The 15,485-nt window shown below is 70.4% G+C and carries 16 protein-coding genes; 8 read left to right on the top strand and 8 right to left on the bottom strand.

The features are described 5' to 3' along the window. Positions 1 to 78 precede the first annotated feature (78 nt). The gene (locus tag ACIBJH_RS24790; protein WP_399119026.1) at positions 79 to 555 is read right to left on the bottom strand and encodes a MarR family winged helix-turn-helix transcriptional regulator; all 477 of its coding nucleotides are present in this window, start codon (positions 553 to 555) and stop codon (positions 79 to 81) included. Between the two features lie 111 nt (positions 556 to 666). On the opposite strand from ACIBJH_RS24790, the gene ACIBJH_RS24795 reads away from it, so the two are divergent. The 4 genes from ACIBJH_RS24795 (at position 667) to ACIBJH_RS24810 (ending at position 6,102) form a co-directional block, all read left to right on the top strand. Then, positions 667 to 1,749: a substrate-binding domain-containing protein gene (locus ACIBJH_RS24795; RefSeq protein WP_399119027.1), complete on the top strand. Its 1,083-nt coding sequence runs from the start codon at positions 667 to 669 to the stop codon at positions 1,747 to 1,749. Positions 1,750 to 1,962: 213 nt separating this feature from the next. Continuing rightward, positions 1,963 to 3,660 carry a purine-cytosine permease family protein gene (locus ACIBJH_RS24800; RefSeq protein ID WP_399119028.1) on the top strand — a complete coding sequence of 566 codons (1,698 nt, stop codon included), beginning with the start codon at positions 1,963 to 1,965 and terminating at the stop codon, positions 3,658 to 3,660. Between the two features lie 91 nt (positions 3,661 to 3,751). Then, positions 3,752 to 4,780, top strand: a complete 1,029-nt coding sequence (locus ACIBJH_RS24805; protein WP_399119029.1) for an acyl-CoA dehydrogenase family protein — start codon at positions 3,752 to 3,754, stop codon at positions 4,778 to 4,780. A gap of 89 nt (positions 4,781 to 4,869) precedes the next feature. Beyond that, positions 4,870 to 6,102, top strand: coding sequence for a GNAT family N-acetyltransferase (locus ACIBJH_RS24810; RefSeq protein WP_399119303.1), 1,233 nt, complete (start codon positions 4,870 to 4,872; stop codon positions 6,100 to 6,102). Between the two features lie 7 nt (positions 6,103 to 6,109). On the opposite strand, the gene ACIBJH_RS24815 is transcribed toward ACIBJH_RS24810, so the two are convergent. The 5 genes from ACIBJH_RS24815 to ACIBJH_RS24835 form a co-directional block, all read right to left on the bottom strand. Beyond that, on the bottom strand, positions 6,110 to 7,252 hold the full coding sequence (locus ACIBJH_RS24815; protein WP_399119030.1) for an LLM class flavin-dependent oxidoreductase: 1,143 nt from the start codon (positions 7,250 to 7,252) through the stop codon (positions 6,110 to 6,112). A 35-nt stretch (positions 7,253 to 7,287) separates the two neighbouring features. Then, complete coding sequence (locus ACIBJH_RS24820; RefSeq protein WP_399119031.1) at positions 7,288 to 8,496, bottom strand: SfnB family sulfur acquisition oxidoreductase; 1,209 nt, start codon at positions 8,494 to 8,496, stop codon at positions 7,288 to 7,290. Between the two features lie 5 nt (positions 8,497 to 8,501). Beyond that, positions 8,502 to 9,056 (bottom strand): NADPH-dependent FMN reductase, encoded by a 555-nt coding sequence (gene ssuE, locus ACIBJH_RS24825; RefSeq protein WP_399119032.1) that lies wholly within the window; start codon positions 9,054 to 9,056, stop codon positions 8,502 to 8,504. A gap of 31 nt (positions 9,057 to 9,087) precedes the next feature. Further along, positions 9,088 to 10,209, bottom strand: a complete 1,122-nt coding sequence (gene sfnG, locus ACIBJH_RS24830) for a dimethylsulfone monooxygenase SfnG (protein WP_399119033.1) — start codon at positions 10,207 to 10,209, stop codon at positions 9,088 to 9,090. 118 nt (positions 10,210 to 10,327) lie between these two features. Next, complete coding sequence (locus ACIBJH_RS24835) at positions 10,328 to 10,411, bottom strand: putative leader peptide (protein ID WP_350966533.1); 84 nt, start codon at positions 10,409 to 10,411, stop codon at positions 10,328 to 10,330. 137 nt (positions 10,412 to 10,548) lie between these two features. On the opposite strand from ACIBJH_RS24835, the gene ACIBJH_RS24840 reads away from it, so the two are divergent. After that, on the top strand, positions 10,549 to 11,460 hold the full coding sequence (locus tag ACIBJH_RS24840; protein ID WP_399119034.1) for a LysR family transcriptional regulator: 912 nt from the start codon (positions 10,549 to 10,551) through the stop codon (positions 11,458 to 11,460). 18 nt (positions 11,461 to 11,478) lie between these two features. Here ACIBJH_RS24840 and ACIBJH_RS24845 read toward each other — a convergent pair whose 3' ends face one another. Then, entirely contained in the window at positions 11,479 to 11,646 is a 168-nt protein-coding gene (locus ACIBJH_RS24845) for a hypothetical protein (RefSeq protein WP_399119035.1), read from the bottom strand. 200 nt (positions 11,647 to 11,846) lie between these two features. On the opposite strand from ACIBJH_RS24845, the gene ACIBJH_RS24850 reads away from it, so the two are divergent. Continuing rightward, positions 11,847 to 13,220 carry a cryptochrome/photolyase family protein gene (locus ACIBJH_RS24850; protein WP_399119036.1) on the top strand — a complete coding sequence of 458 codons (1,374 nt, stop codon included), beginning with the start codon at positions 11,847 to 11,849 and terminating at the stop codon, positions 13,218 to 13,220. Here the strand turns inward: ACIBJH_RS24850 and ACIBJH_RS24855 are convergent. Then, on the bottom strand, positions 13,209 to 14,192 hold the full coding sequence (locus ACIBJH_RS24855; protein ID WP_399119037.1) for a MerR family transcriptional regulator: 984 nt from the start codon (positions 14,190 to 14,192) through the stop codon (positions 13,209 to 13,211). The genes ACIBJH_RS24850 and ACIBJH_RS24855 overlap by 12 nt on opposite strands. 158 nt (positions 14,193 to 14,350) lie before the next feature. On the opposite strand from ACIBJH_RS24855, the gene ACIBJH_RS24860 reads away from it, so the two are divergent. Then, complete coding sequence (locus tag ACIBJH_RS24860; protein WP_399119038.1) at positions 14,351 to 14,953, top strand: sigma-70 family RNA polymerase sigma factor; 603 nt, start codon at positions 14,351 to 14,353, stop codon at positions 14,951 to 14,953. Positions 14,954 to 15,043: 90 nt separating this feature from the next. Continuing rightward, positions 15,044 to 15,484, top strand: coding sequence for an SPW repeat protein (locus ACIBJH_RS24865; RefSeq protein WP_399119039.1), 441 nt, complete (start codon positions 15,044 to 15,046; stop codon positions 15,482 to 15,484). The last annotated feature ends 1 nt before the right edge of the window (position 15,485 follow it).

Here is a 15,485-nt window from a genome sequence, read left to right on the forward strand (position 1 = left end):
CGCAGGGGGTTCTCGGAGTCCCTTGGGGGATCTCTCACCTCCTACACGAACGCCGTGCTCCCGGATCGACAGCACGCCTCAGGAAACCGGCAGGATTTTCTCCGCGGGTGCCTCGGTGGGCGTTTCCGCGGGCTCCTGGTCCAGGGCCGCGGCGAGTCTCGCCAGCAGTCGTACGAGGTCGCCCTGGTCGCCGATCGCGTCGAGCAGCCGGGTCTGGTCGGTGAGGAGGCGGTGCGCGGCGCGCTGGTGGAGGGTGCGGCCCCGGGCGGTGAGGTGGAGCAGGACGCGGCGGCGGTCGGCACTGTCGGGGCGGCGGTAGACGAGGTTGTCGGCGACCATCCGGTCCACCAGCTTGGTCAGGCTCGGCGCGGGCATCAGGGCCTGGTCGGCGATCTCGGTCATCGGATGTCCCTTGCCGTCCGCGATGATCGACAGGACGCGCCACTGCTCGACCGAGCAGTCCTCCTCGGCCAGTACGGCGGCCATGCGCAGGCCCAGTCGCCGCTCGGCATGACTCAGCAGGTGGGCGAGGCCCGGCGACGGTACGGACGACATTGCCGCTGTCCTTCCGGTAGGTCTACTGTGCGGTTCAGATTACGAGCCTCTGCGAGGGCGCCGGGGCCGGGCCCGGTTTCCGTGCCCTCATGCCCTCACGGAGGTGGTCTGGTGCGTTCCCTGCCGCCCGGGCGGATCAGCGGCCCGGTCAGGACCCTGGTGGTGGCGCTGGTCGTCCCGCTGCGAGGTCCTGCGGGTGTCTTCGGCCCGTCCTGCGAACTGGCCGCGCAGCTCGCCGTGGAGGAACTCAACGCCACCGGCGGGGTGTTGGGCCGCGAGGTCCGGCTCATCGTGGTGGACGGCGGCGCCCCGGCGGAGCAAGTGGCCGCCGAGGTCGAGGTGTTGGTGTCGATGCGCGCGGTCGACGCGGTGATCGGCTGGCACACCTCGGCGGTCCGCAAGGCGCTGGTGCCGCGCATCGCGGGCCGGGTGCCGTACGTCTACACCGCGCAGTACGAGGGTGGGGAGCGCACCCCCGGCGTGTTCCTGACCGGTGAGACCGACGCGGCCCAACTCCTGCCCGCTATGCGCCTGTTGGCGGAGGAGACGGGTGCGCGGCGCTGGTGCACGGTGGGCAACGACTACGTGTGGCCGAGGGTGACAGCCCGGGCCGCGCGCCGCTACGCCCGGGAGTGCGGCGGCCGGGTGCGCGACGAGATCTTCGTCCCGCTGGGCACGTACGAGTTCGGTCCGGTGCTGCGCCGCGTCGAGCGGTGCGAGGCGGACGCCGTACTGATGCTGCTGGTCGGCGACGACGCGGCGCGCTTCAACAGGGCGTTCGCCGCCCACGGGTTGCACCAGCGCTGTCTGCGGCTGAGCACGCACATGGACGAGAACATCCTGCTGGCCACCGGCGCGGAGGCCACCGAGGGGCTGTGGGCGGCGGCCGGCTACTTCGAGACCCTCGCCACCGCCGAAAGCCTTGATTTCAGCGGGCGTTACGCGGCGCGCTTCGGCGTGGAGGCACCCGTCGTGGGGAGCCTCGGCGAGTCGTGCTTCGAAGGCGTACGACTGCTGGCGGCACTGGCCGAGCGGGCCCGGTCGCTCGACGTGGGCGCCATGTGCGCGCTCGGCGGCACGGTTTCCTACGAGGGCCCGAGAGGCGTACTGCGCCTGCACGGCAATCACCTCCGCCAACGGCTGTATCTGGCGCGGGCGGACGCCTTCGACTTCGACATCGTCGCCCAACTCTGACTCCCCCCACCTGCAAGGATCAAGGCTACCTTCCCGCAGGAATAGTTTCCACAGGAAGTATCAATTAAATCTACGCGCGTCGCCAAAAGAATTTTGAAAGGTCTCCCATTTAAAGCGTCCGAAACGGCCGGGAAACAATTCGGCGTGACTCTTCCGTCCAACTCCCCCGGGCCGTCCGGGAGGTGACCCACACCCGTGGAAGAGGGAAGTGTCGTGACGGAGATCGTCGACAAAGAGGCGCCGGCAACGGCTGCCGGACGGACCTACAACGACTGGGCGCAGAACGACACGCTGGAGGACTACTCGCTGCGCTACGCGCCGAAGTCCTTCCGGCGCTGGACGCCGTACGTGGTGGCCACCACCGCGCTCGGCGGCATCGCGTACCTCGCCGACTTCGCCATCGGCGGCTCGATCGCGATCTCGAACGGCTTCTCCAGCGCCATGGTGGCGATCCTGGCGGCGGCGGTGACGATCTTCCTCACCGGCATCCCGATCTCGTACTACTCGGCCAAGTACTCGATCGACATGGACCTGTTGACCCGGGGAGCCGGCTTCGGCTACCTCGGCTCGACCCTCACGTCGGTCATCTACGCCAGCTTCACCTTCATCTTCTTCGCCCTCGAAGGCTCGATCATGGCCCAGGCGCTCGACCTGGGCCTCCACATCCCGCTCGCCGTCGGCTACTTGATCTGCTCGCTGATCATCCTGCCGCTGGTGATCTACGGCATGACGGCGCTCTCCAAGATGCAGGTGTGGACGCAGCCGGTGTGGCTGGTGCTGATGGTCGCGCCGTTCGTGTCCATCGCGATCCAGGACCCGGGCAAGTTCTCGCAGTTCACGCACTTCGCGGGCAACTCCCCCACCGGGTCCAGCATCAGCATGCTCGGGGTCGGCGCGGGCGCCGGTGTGGCCCTGTCGCTGATCGCGCAGATCGGTGAGCAGGTCGACTATCTGCGCTTCATGCCCGACAAGACCCCGCAGAACGCGAAGAAGTGGTGGGGCGCGGTGCTCTCCGCCGGTCCCGGCTGGGTGATCCTCGGTGCGGCCAAGCAGATGGGCGGCGCGTTCCTCGCCTTCTACATCGCCGGCAGCGTGGGCCTGGCCAAGGCCAACGAGCCCATCCAGCAGTACGTGTCCGGCTTCAAGACCTTCGCCGCTCCGGTCGCCCTGGGCCTGGCCACGTTCTTCGTGATCCTGTCCCAGATAAAGATCAACTCGACGAACGCGTACTCCGGTTCGCTGTCCTGGTCGAACTTCTTCTCCCGCCTGACACACCGTCACCCGGGCCGCGTGGTCTACATCTTCCTCAACGTCGGCATCGCCCTGGCCCTGATGGAGGGCGGCGTCTTCGGCTTCCTCAACACTGTGCTCGGCTTCTACTCCAACGTGGCGATCGCCTGGATCGGCGCGGTGGTCGCCGACCTCGTCATCAACAAGCCGCTCAAACTCAGCCCGTCCTACATCGAGTTCAAGCGCGCCCACCTCTACAACTTCAACCCGGTCGGCTTCGGCTCGATGCTCATCGCCTCGGCCGTCTCCATCGCCGCGTACTTCGAGGCGTTCGGCGACTACGGCAAGGCGTACTCCCCCTTCATCGCCCTGTTCCTGGCGATGGTGCTCTCGCCCCTGTTCGCATACCTCACCAAGGGCAAGTACTACATCGCCCGCCTCGACGACCTGGAGGAGCCGCTGCTCGGCCCCGACGGGCTGCCCTCGGCCGTGGAGCTGACCTGCACGGTCTGCAAGACGGACTTCGAGCGCCCGGACGTGGCGAACTGCCCCTTCCACTCGGGCGCGATCTGCTCCCTCTGCTGCAGCCTGGAGAAGGACTGCCACGACTCCTGCAAGAGCGGCCCCGGCGCCACAGGCCCGGTCGACCTCGCGATGCCCGCCGTACGCTCGGCGGACTGACCAGCGCGTCCCCACCGCTCCGGCCCGCGTCCCGCGACACGGGCTGGAGCGTCGCGCGTGACCGGCCCTGCCCATCGGGAGAATCACCCGCATGACCTCCCACGTTCTCGTCACCCGCGCCCGACGACTGGCTGGCGACCTCCTCGCCCCGCACGCCGAACAGGTCGACCAGGAGGGCGTCCCGGCAAGCCACATCGAGGCGATCAAGGAGTCCGGCCTGCTGGGCGTCAGCGCCCCAGTGGCCTACGGCGGGTCGGCGGCACCCGGCGCGGTGGCGCGGGAGACGGCGGAGATCCTGGCCGGGGCGTGCTGCTCCACGTGGTTCGTGCAGACGCAGCACCACACGCCCGTCCTGACGCTGGCGAAGAGCGAACTGCCGGTGCGGGAAAGCCTGTTGGGCCCCCTCTCGCGAGGTGAGCTGATGTCCGGGGTGGCGTACGCGCATCTGCGGGCGTATCCCCGGATCCCGGTGCGGGTGTCGCGGGAGCGGGGCGGCTGGCGGTTCGACGGGACGGTGCCCTGGTACACGGGCTGGGCCCTGAACGACGTGATGCTGCTCGCGGGGGTGACGGACGCGGACGAGGCGTTGTTCGCGTTCACGGAGGCGCGGGAGCAACCCGGCTTGCGCCCCTCAACCCCTATGCGGTTGGCGGCACTTACCGCTTCCCGGACCGTATCGCTGGAGCTGGACGGCCTGTGGCTCCCCGAGGAGGCGGTGGCCCTGCGCGCGCCGTACGCGGAGTGGGCGAAGGCGGACCGCCCGAAGCCGACGAACGCGTCACCGGCGGTGTTCGGAGTCGCGGCCGCGGCGCTCGCCCTGCTGGACGACGACACCGCCGACCCGCTCCGCACCCGCCTCGACGAGGTACGCGAACAGGCCTACGCCCTGGCCGAACACCCGGTACCGCACGAGCACTTGGCCGAGCGGCTGGCCCTCAGGACACAGGCGTACGAGGTGCTGATGACGGCCACGACGGCGGCCGTGGTGGCCGGCGGCGGCAGATCCCTGTCCTTGACGAGCAGGGCCCAACGCCTCGCGCGCGAGGCCCTGTTCCTGCTGGTTCAGGGCCAGACGGCGGAGTCGAGAGCGGCCCACTTGAAGGCGCTGGCCGACGCGTAATTCGCTTGACCCGGTCGCGGAGCGGCGCTGCACTGTGGCGGGGCATCACGGGACGTGGTGCCGGTATCCCCGGGGAGGCAGCGACAGTGGTGGAGATCCGTCCCACGACCGACGAGGACCTCGACGTGTTCGTCGACACGCTCCATGCCGCCTTCGGGCTCTTCCCGGAGACCCCGACCGACGGGGGTGGTCTCTGGTGGTCGGCGCTCGAAATGGACCGCTGCCTGCTCGCCACGACGGCGGGCGGCCGGCCCGTCGGGACCGCCGGCGCGCACTCCTTCGAGCTCACGCTGCCCGGGGAGATCGTCGTCCCGGTCGGCGGGGTGACCGCCGTCGGCGTCCTGCCCTCGCACCGGCGTCAGGGTGTGCTCAGCGCGATGATGCGCCACCAGCTCACCGAGCTGCGGTCCCGCGGGGAGGCCCTCTCCGTGCTGCTGGCCTCCGAGGCCCTGATCTACCGCAGGTTCGGCTACGGACCGGCGACCTACACCCAGCGCCTGACGGTGCCGCGCCATCGGGCCGCCCTCACTCCGCCCCGGGCGCGCGACACGGCCGGCGGCCCGGCGTCCGACTCGGCTTCCGGCTCGGTCGAGTTGCTGCCCCACGCCAAGTGCGGCGACATCCTGGAAGAGGTCTACGACCGCTACCGCCGCGCACAGCCCGGCGCGCTGTCCCGGCCGCACCGTTGGTGGGCCCTGCGCGCGGGGCAGCCCCCGATCTCGCCGAAGCCGCGCTATGTCGCCGTCCACCGAGACGCCGACGGGGTCCCGGACGGCTACGCCAGCTATGCGCTCGGCGAATCCAAAACCCTGACCGTGGACGAGACGATCGCCACCGATGACGCCGTCTTCACGGCTCTGGCCCGGTTCGTGCTCGGCCACGACCTGGTCGATCAGGTGGTGTTCAAGCACTTCCCGCCCGGCCATCCGCTGCGCTGGCAGCTCACGGACTTCCGCGCCGGAGAGGTGAGCGGCGACACCGACTGGCTCTGGGTACGGCTGCTGGACGTCCCGCGTGCGCTGACCGGGCGCGGCTGGTCGACGGACGGGGAGCTGGTCCTCGCCGTCGACGACCCGTTCCTCGACGAGCACGGCCGGTACCTGCTCACCGTCCGGGACGGCAAGGCCGACTGCGTCCTCACGGGCCGGGAGCCCGATCTGTCCATGGACATCAGCGACTTGGGCTCGGTCTACCTCGGCGGCACCGCCCCGAGCACGCTCGTGCGCGCCGGACACGTCCGGGCCCACCGCCCGGGCGCGGCCGCTCTCGCCGACGCGCTCTTCCGGGCCGATCGCTCCCCGCACTGTCTGCACTGGTTCTGACCGGGGCTCAGCCCGCGAACGGCACCTGTGCCTGAGCGGGCCGCTGCCCGCCGACGGGGTGCCGCCAGACTCCCTCCGCGGCCAGCCTCGGCAGCACCCCTTCCCCGAACCAGTACGCCTCCTCCAGGTGCGGATACCCGGACAGCACGAACTCCTCGATGCCCAGGGCCGCGTACTCCTTGATCCGCTCGGCGACCTCTTCGTGGCTGCCGACCAGAGCCGTTCCCGCGCCACCCCGGACCAGCCCGATCCCGGCCCACAGGTTGGGGTGGATCTCCAGCCCGTCCCGGCTGCCCCCGTGCAGCGCCAGCATCCGCTGCTGTCCCTCGGACTCGCTCCGGGCGAGCCCGGCCTGTACGGACTTCACGGTCTCGGAGTCGAACCCTTCGAGCAGCCGGTTCGCCTCGGCCCAGGCCTCCGCCGACGTGTCACGCGTGATGACATGCAGCCGGATACCGAAGCGAAGCGTCCGTCCCTCCTTCGCCGCCAGCCCCCTGATCCACGCGATCTTCTCGGCGACCTGGGCGGGCGGCTCGCCCCAAGTGAGGTACACGTCCACGTACTTGGCCGCGATCTCGCCCGCGATGGGCGACGATCCCCCGAAGTACACCTCGGGCACCGGCTCCGGCAGCCGCGCCAGCTTCGCGTCCTCGACCCGGAGATGCTCGCCGGCCAGGTCGACGGTCTTGCCGTCCCACAACTGCCGGACGATTTCGAGGAATTCGCCGGTACGGCGGTAACGGTCGTCCTTGTCGAGGAAGTCCCCGTAGGCCCGCTGCTCGTGGCTCTCGCCGCCGGTGACGACGTTGAGCAACAGCCGTCCGCCGGAGTGCCGTTGGAACGTGGACGCCATCTGCGCGGCGAGCGTCGGGGAGACGAAGCCGGGCCGGAACGCGACCAGGAACTTCAGGCGTTCGGTGTGCTGGCTGACCATCGCGGTGGTCAGCCACGCGTCCTCGCACCAGGCGCCGGTGGGTGTGAGGGCGCCCACGAATCCCAGGTCCTCCGCCGCGCGGGCGATCTGGCTCAGATAGGCGACCGTCGGCGGCCGGTCCCGTCCGGAAGCGGTGGCGGGCGTGCCGTGACCGCCGCCGACGACATGACGGCTGTCCCCGTTGGTGGGGAGGAACCAGTGGAAGGTGAGGGACACGTGGGGTCTCCGTTCCGGACTGTCCTGAAGGTGGGTTAGAGGAGGCCGTGGCGGGGCGGTTTGGTGCCGTTGAGCACGTACCTGCCGATGTGCTGGATCTTCCAGCGCGCCGGGTCGTGCAGGGTGTGGGTGCGGGCGTCGCGCCAATGGCGGTGCAGGTTCAGCGAGTTGAGGGCCGAGCGGGTGCCCGACACCTCGAACAAGGCGGCCGCCACCTCCACGGCCGTCTGTGCCGCGTGCACCTTGGCCGCCGCCACCGCGATGGAGGCCTCGGCCGCCGAGTCGTCGGTGAGGTCGGCGCGCGCCGCGTCCACGGCCCGGGCCGCCTGGATCAGCAGGGCCTCGGACGCCCGTACCTGGATGGCGAGTTCACCGAACCGCTGGATCAGCAGCGGGTCCTCGGCCGCGGTCTCCAGCCCGCTCTCGAACCACGGGCGGCTCTTCGTCCGTACGAACTCGGCGGCTTCCGCCAGCGCTCCGCCGGCGATTCCGGCATCGATGGCCGCGTGCAGCAACTGGGCCACGGCGCCGTGGAGTTGGGGGCCCTCGAAGGTGAGGTGGTGGGGCAGGACCCGGTCCGCCGGGACGGAGACCGCCTCCAGGCGGACCGTGCCGCTGGCCGTCGTGCGCTGGCCCATTCCGTCCCAGTCGTCGACGACCATGACGCCCTCGGCGTCGCTCGGGACGTAGGCGACATGCAGGTTGTCGTTCTCGGTACGGGCGAGGACGGGGATCCAGTCGGCGAAGAGGGCGCCGGTGGAGTAGTGCTTGACGCCGGTCAGTTCGTAGGAGCCGTCGGGCTGAAGTGTCAGCCGGGTGCGGATGTCCTGGACGTGTTTGGTGCCGGCCTCCGACTGGGCGTTGCCGAAGCGGCGGCCCGCAAGAAGTTCGGTGAAGAAGAACTTGCGCTGGTCCGGGGTGCCCTGACGGCGAATCACATTGACGTAGGCGAAGTGGCTCTGCGGGATCTGGGCGAGGCTGCCGTCGGCGGAGCCGAGCAGGCGGAAGATCTCGGCGAGGGTCTGAGAGCTCACATCGGCGCCGCCGTACTCGGCGGGCACGGTGACGGCGAGCAGCCCCGAGTCGGAGAGCCGGTCCAATTCGGCGCGCGGGAGCCTGCGTTCGCTGTCGCGGGCGGAGGCTCCGGCACGGAACTCGTCGGCGAGCGCGGCGGCCAGGACGAGGGCCTCGGCGTCGTCGGCGATCACATGAGCGGTCGCACGGGCGGGCTCTTGGGCGGTCATGGTGGTCAGCTCGCCGCCGCCAGGAGCGGGGTGCGGCCGAGGACCGCCGAGAACTGGTCCACCACCTGAGTAAGTGCCTCCGTGGTGCCCGGGGCGACGGTGAGCGAGCCGTCCTCGTGGGCGGTGATGTCCTTGTCGAGGGTGAACCAGCCCTGGACTATGTGCGCGGCACCCATGGAGTTGAGCACCGGGCGGAGCGCGTAGTCGATGGCCAGCACATGCGCGGTGGACCCGCCGGTGGCGAGCGGCAGCACGGTCTTGCCGGTGAGGGCGTACTGCGGGAGCAGGTCGAGCAGCGCCTTGAGGACTCCGGAGTAGGAGGCCTTGTAGACGGGAGTGCCTACGACCACTCCGTCGGCGAGGGCGAACAGTTCGGTCGCCTCGACGATGGCCGGGTGGCGGAAGTCCGCGCCCAGCAGGGCCTCGGCGGGGATGGTGCGCACGTCGAGCGGGATCACCTCGTGTCCTTGGGCGATCAGCCGCTTGTCCAGATGGCGCAGGAGCCGGTTGGTGCGGGAGGAGGCGGAAGGGCTGCCGGAGACGGACAGGACGGTGGCCATGGGTCCTCTTTCTGGTCTGCTGCGGTGGCGGTCAGGCGTGCACGGAGACGGACTCGGCCTCGGCGTCGGGGAGTCGGGCCTCCAGTTCACGGACCAGGGGCAGTACCCGCTTGCCGAAGTACTCGACCTCCTCGTGGTAGTGCAGGAAGCCCAGCAGGAGAAGGTCGACGCCCAGCTTCCGGTAGGCGACGATCCGTTCGGCGATCTGCTCCGGCGTGCCGATGAGCCCCGTACGGAAGCCGTCGTTGTACTGCACCAGGTCCTCGAACGTGGAGTCCTGCCACATGCCCTTGCCGTCGGCCGAGGACTGCCCGGCCTGCTTCACCGCGGCCCCGAAGCCTTCCACTGCCTCGCGGTCGGCCTTGGCGACGATCTCGCGGAGCGTGTCGCGGGCCTCGGCCTCGGTGTCGCGGGCGACGAGGAAGCCGTTGAGGCCGAACTTCGGTGCGGTGCGGCCGACTTGGGCCGCCGAGTGGCGTACGTCGGCGATCTGCTCGGTGACGCCGTCGAAGTCCTTTCCGTTGGAGAAGTACCAGTCGGAGACTCGGCCCGCCATCGCGCGGGCGGCCGTGGAGTTGCCGCCCTGGAAGATCTCCGGGTGCGGTCGCTCAAGGGTGTTGAGGGGCTTGGGCTTGAGGGAGAAGTCTCGCAACCGGTAGAAGTCTCCGGCGAGTTCGGTGTGGTCCTCGGTCCAGATCTGGCGCAGCGCCTGGATGAACTCCTCTGAGCGGCGGTACCGCTCGTCGTGCTCCAACCAGGGTTCGCCGAGTGCGGTGAACTCGCCCTTGAACCAGCCGGACACGACGTTGACGGCGAAGCGGCCGCCCGACAAGTGGTCGGCGGTGGCGCCGAGTTTGGCGAGGACGCCGGGGTGCCACAGGCCGGGGTGGACGGCGGCGATGACCTTCAGGCGCTGGGTGGCGAGGAGGAGGGCGAGGCTGAAGCTGGTCGACTCGTGCTGGAACTCGGCGCCGTAACTGGCCATGTAGCGGACCTGGCTGAGCGCGTACTCGAAGCCGTTGTTCTCGGCGAGGACGGCGAGTTCGCGGTTGTACTCGTAGCTCCAGTCGGTGCGTTGCTCGATCTTGCTGGTGACGAGTCCCCCGCTGACGTTGGGGACCCAGTAGGCGAATTTCACGGGCGCTGCGGACACAGGGAACTCCTGTTGCGGAATATGTTTCCGGGCACGCCGAATCCGGCCGGCGCGATATCCGGCGAATGTCGGGCGGGGGCGGAAAGAGAGCGGCGGATCGGGAAGGAGAAGAGGGAGATCAGGCCGCGGTGCAACAGGAGGCACTGGAGACGCGCGCGAGGTCGACGTGGCGTCGCCGCGTGAGGTCCAGTCGCATCTTCATGTCGTCGATCGTGGCAGTTGTCCGCGAGGACCGTCAAGGAAAACCCGACCGGTCTCGTATCGCGGACCATTGAATTTCACGAAGGTGTGACAGGGAAACCCTTGAACGGCCCGGGAAATCGGCCGCATTCTGCGGGCATGCGGACCGAACAGCTGGAATACATCGCGGCCGTGACCCGGCTCGGCTCGCTGCGCCGGGCCGCCGAGGAACTGCGCCTGTCGCAGCCCGCGTTGAGCGAGACCGTGCGCAATCTCGAACGCGAACTCGGGGTCGACCTCCTGGAGCGCAAAAGGACCGGCGCGACGATGAGCACGGCGGGCCGGGAGCTGCTGCCGAAGATCGTCGATGTGCTGGACGCGGTGGACCGCCTGCGGGCGGCGGCCGGCGAGCGGCACCGGATCAGTCGCATGGTGCGGGTGGGCACGGTGAACGCGGCGACCGTGCCGCTGCTGCTGCCCGTCGTCCGGGAGTTCCGCGCCTCGCATCCGCTCACCCAGGTCGAGGTGGTCGGCGCGCAGCAGACCGACATCCATCGGGCGCTGGCGGAGGGCGGCATCGATCTCGGCCTGGTCAATCACCTCGACGGTGACGACATGCCGGCCGACTTCGAGTCCACCGAGCTGCTGTCCGGACTGCCGGTGGTGTGCGTGCGTCCCGACAGCCCGCTGGCGGCCCGGCCGACCGTCACTGTGGACAACCTCCTCACCGAGCCGCTGATCGGTATGCGCTCCGGCTATGTGATGCACCGCTATGTCCACCGGCTGCTCAATGGGCGGGGACCGGCCTTCGCCTACTCGACCGATGGCGCCGAGATGGGCAAGCTCATGGTCGCGGAAGGGCTGGGAGTGACGGTCCTGCCCGACTTCAGCGTGATCGGGGACCCGCTGGAACGGCTCGGTGCGATCACCTACCGGCCGATCGCGGGCGACACCGCCCGGGTGCTGCTGATGCTGCGCCGCCGCCGTGCGGAGTCCGTGCCGCAGGCGGCCGGAGATCTGTACGAGGCGTTCGTGTGCCGGGCGCGCGAGCTGAGCGGGACACAAGGCTGAGGCCGGTGCGCCGTGTGGTCAGTCCTCGTCGCCGGCCGGGACCACCACGAGGAACGCGTCGGACTTCAGGTCCATGACGACACTGGCGGGCAGACCCTCGGCGCGGCGCCGGGCCGCGAACTCCTCGGCGGGCCATGATCCGCGCGGGGCTCCCGCCGGAAACCGCTCCAACACCTTGGCGACCATGTCCGCAGACACCTCCAGATCCGACTTCGGCTCCCCACGGGGACCGTCGTAATCGTGCGTCTGCCCCCGATCGGCGTGGACACGCACGTCACCGGGGCGCCGAGGGGCCGTAGGCCGGTCGGGTGACAGCCGCATCCGCCGGGGGTGCCCGGCCGGAAGTACCTCACGGCCGCCTTTTCCCGTCTCCCGGAGTGCGCACCATGAATGTCTCGGTCGTCCTGTTCACCTCGGACCTGCGTCTGCACGACCACCCCGCGCTGCGGGCCGCCGACGGGGCCCGCCAGGTGGTCCCCCTGTTCGTGCGCGACCGGGGTGTGGCGGACGCCGGGTTCGCCGCGCCCAACCGGCTGGCGTTCCTGGCCGACTGTCTGCGCGATCTCGACGCGGGACTGCGCGAGCGGGGCGGCCGGCTGGTGGTCCGGTCCGGTGACGTCGTCGACGAGGTGCGCAAGGTGGCCGCCGAGACCGACGCGGACGAGGTGCACATGGCGGGCGACGTCAGCGGTTACGCGCAGCAACGCGAGCAGCGGCTGCGGCGGGCGCTTGAGGCGGAGGGGCGACGGCTGCACGTCCACGACACCGTGACCACGGCCGTCGCCCCCGGCGCCGTGACCCCCGCCTCCTCCGACCACTTCGCGGTCTTCACGCCGTACTTCCGGCAGTGGTCCGGGGTCCACCTGCGCGCCCCGCTCGCCGCGCCGCGTACCGTGCGGGTCCCGGAGGGTGTCGGTTCCGAGGAGTTGCCGTCCCGCGCCGGTGTCGCGGGCCTTTCGCCGGGCCTGGCGACCGGCGGGGAGTCGGAGGGCCGCAGGGAGTTGAGCCGTTGGCTGCGCGGCGGGATCGCCGCGTACGAGGACATCCACGACGACCTCGCCGGGGACGCCACCTCCCGCCTCTCCCCGCACCTGCACTTCGGCACCCTCTCCCCCGTCGAACTCGTCCACCGGGCACGGCGGTTGGCCGGACCGGGCGCCGAGGCGTTCGTACGACAGCTCGCCTGGCGGGACTTCCACCGCCAGGTCCTGGCGGCCAGGCCGGTGGCCGCGAGCGCCGACTACCGTACGAAACACGACCGTTGGCGCTCCGAGACCACGGCCCGTGCGGACATCGCGGCCTGGAAGGAGGGCCGTACCGGCTATCCGCTGATCGACGCGGCGATGCGCCAACTGCGCCACGAGGGCTGGATGCACAACCGGGGACGGCTGCTGACGGCGAGCTTCCTCACCAAGACGCTCTACGTGGACTGGCGGATCGGCGCCCGGTACTTCCTCGACCTCCTGGTCGACGGCGATGTGGCGAACAACCAGCTCAACTGGCAGTGGATGGCGGGCACCGGCACCGACTCGCGCCCCAACCGCGTGCTCAATCCCGTCACTCAGGCCAAGCGGCACGACCCGGACGGCGTGTACGTCCGCCGCTGGGTGCCCGAACTCGCCGAGCTGGACGGGCCGTTGGTGCACGAGCCGTGGAAACTCAAGGGACTTGAGCGGGTCGCGCTCGGCGACTACCCGGATCCGATCGTCGAACTCGCCGACGGGCTGGCGCGGTTCAGGCGAGGACGGTCAGGTGACTGAGGCCCCGTACGACCCCGACAGAAGGTCCACGGCATCGGTGAGCGTCGCCGGCCGTACCGCGCCCCGCGCCGAAGTGCCGGACCAGCCGGGACCGGCCAGCACCACCGAGGGCTGTCGTCGCGCCCCCTTCACTCCCCAGCGGAGGTCGGCGAGGTGCCGGGCCAGCGGCGGGCTCGCCGTGGAGCGCGACTGTGCCCACAGGACGACGGCCGCGGGTCCCAGCCTCCGCACCGCCGCGGTGAGTGCCTCGGCGGGCACGGCGGCGCCGAACATCCTTGTGGGCAGGGCGAGTTCACCCAGTGCGGCATTGAGCGCCTCGATCGGCAGGGTGTGCTGCTCGCCGGGTACGCAGGCCAGGACTACGGGCGGGGCGTCCGTCTGGCGTCCTGGAGCCGGGGTGTTCCGGCGCAGGGCGGTGGAGACCTGCCAGGACAGCAGATGCTCGACCTCGACGTAACGGTCCCCGGACGAGGCCCACTTGCGCCCCACCGCGTGCAGGGTCGGCACCATCACCTCCTGCCAGGAGACGACGATGCCGTACCGGTCGACGGCGTCGGCGAGTTGGCGTTCGACGGCCGGTGCGTCGAGCCGGACGGCGGCACGGGCGAGGCCCCGGCACTCCTGGCGCACATCGCCGAGGGGCAGGGGGCCGGCCGCCCTTGAACGGCCGAGGGCCCGCGCCGGACGCTCCGTCTGCGCACCCGCAGCCTCTCTCGCCGTGTGGGCAGCCTCGGCAGGGGGTACGCCCGACGAGGTCAGCCGGCACATCTCCTCCAGCAGCGCCACGTCACGTGGGGTCCAGCGCCGGTGCCGGCCCTCGGCGCGGACGGCGGGCCCGATGCCGTAGCGGCGCTCCCAGGACCTCAGGGTGGTGGGTGCCACGCCCAGCCTGCGGGCCAACGCGCCGGTGGTCAGGGGGAGTTCGGCGGCGGACCGGTTCGGTCCGACCCGGTCGGCGGGCAACTCGCTCATCCAGTGACTATACGACGCAGAATCGACGCGAGTTGATGGGCTTGATCCCCGGCTCCCAGGATGGACGAACCGGGGCATGTCCCGGCAGACATCCCCCACCGCCGTGGCGCCGAGGACTCGACGCGGGCGGTCGCCGTCCGACGTGAGGAGCCGTCGTCATGGGCCCGCAGCACAGCGCCGTCCGTCCGAGCCCGGTGGCGGAGTCGCGCACCGACGAGGAACTGGCCGGCGGGCTGAGGGCGGGCGACGAGGACTGTCTGGCCGCCGTGTACCACCGCTGGTCACCCCTCGTGCACATGCTGGCCCAGCGCTCGTTGGGCGACGTCAAGGAGGCCGAGGACGTGACCCAGCAGGTGTTTCTCGGGGTGTGGCGCGGGTGGCCGGGTTTTTGTCCCGAGCGCGGGACGATCGGCGCCTGGATCGTCGGCATCACGAGGCGCAGGATCGCGGACGCGCTGTCCGCCCGGACCCGCCGTCTGCACCTCGTGGCCGCCGCCGGGGCCGCCCTGACCGTCGACGAGCCCGCCGCCCACCGGCCCGACGCCGTTCTCGACCGTGTCCTCGTCCTGCGTGAACTGGCCCGGCTGCCCGCGCCCCAGCAGCGGGTGCTGCGGCTGACGTACTTCGAGGACCTCACCCAGACCCAGATCGCGCGGCGCACCGGCTGGCCGCTGGGCACGGTCAAGAGCCATGCCCGGCGCGGGCTCCACCAGCTGCGCCGCGGTCTCCGGCACGACGAACCGGCCGACCACTACACATAAAGGATTAATAAGAGCAGAATGGGGTGAAGCGGCTCTTACCGCACACCGCACCAGACGCGGTCAGGCCAGCCAAGTCAAAGGAGACGAGTCATGGCCAACGTCTCGCACACCAGAGGTGACATAGCGAGCCACCCTGATGTCTCCGAAATGCAGGCGCGCTACGCCCGCATGCTCGATGGACGCGATGTGGCGCTCGTGGACGGACCGGTGTTCCTGCTCGGTCTGTACTGCGCCGTGTCCCCGTGGATACTCCACTACACGACGAGCCAGCCGGCGCTCGTGCCGCACAACCTGATCATCGGCATCGCGATCGGCCTGCTGGCCCTCGGGTTCACCAGGGCACCGGAGCGCATGTACGGCCTCAGCTGGGCAATGAGCGCCCTGGGTGTCTGGATGATCGTCTCGCCGTGGATCGTCGGCGACAACCCCGACAAGGGCGTCATCCTGAACAACGTCATCATCGGCGGGCTGGCCGTGCTCCTGGGCATCGTGTGTGCCGCCACGGCGGCGCGGAGCACTCCCAAGCCGTAGG

Origin of the sequence: Streptomyces sp. NPDC050548, assembly GCF_044457385.1 — a bacterium.
Taxonomy (GTDB): domain Bacteria; phylum Actinomycetota; class Actinomycetes; order Streptomycetales; family Streptomycetaceae; genus Streptomyces.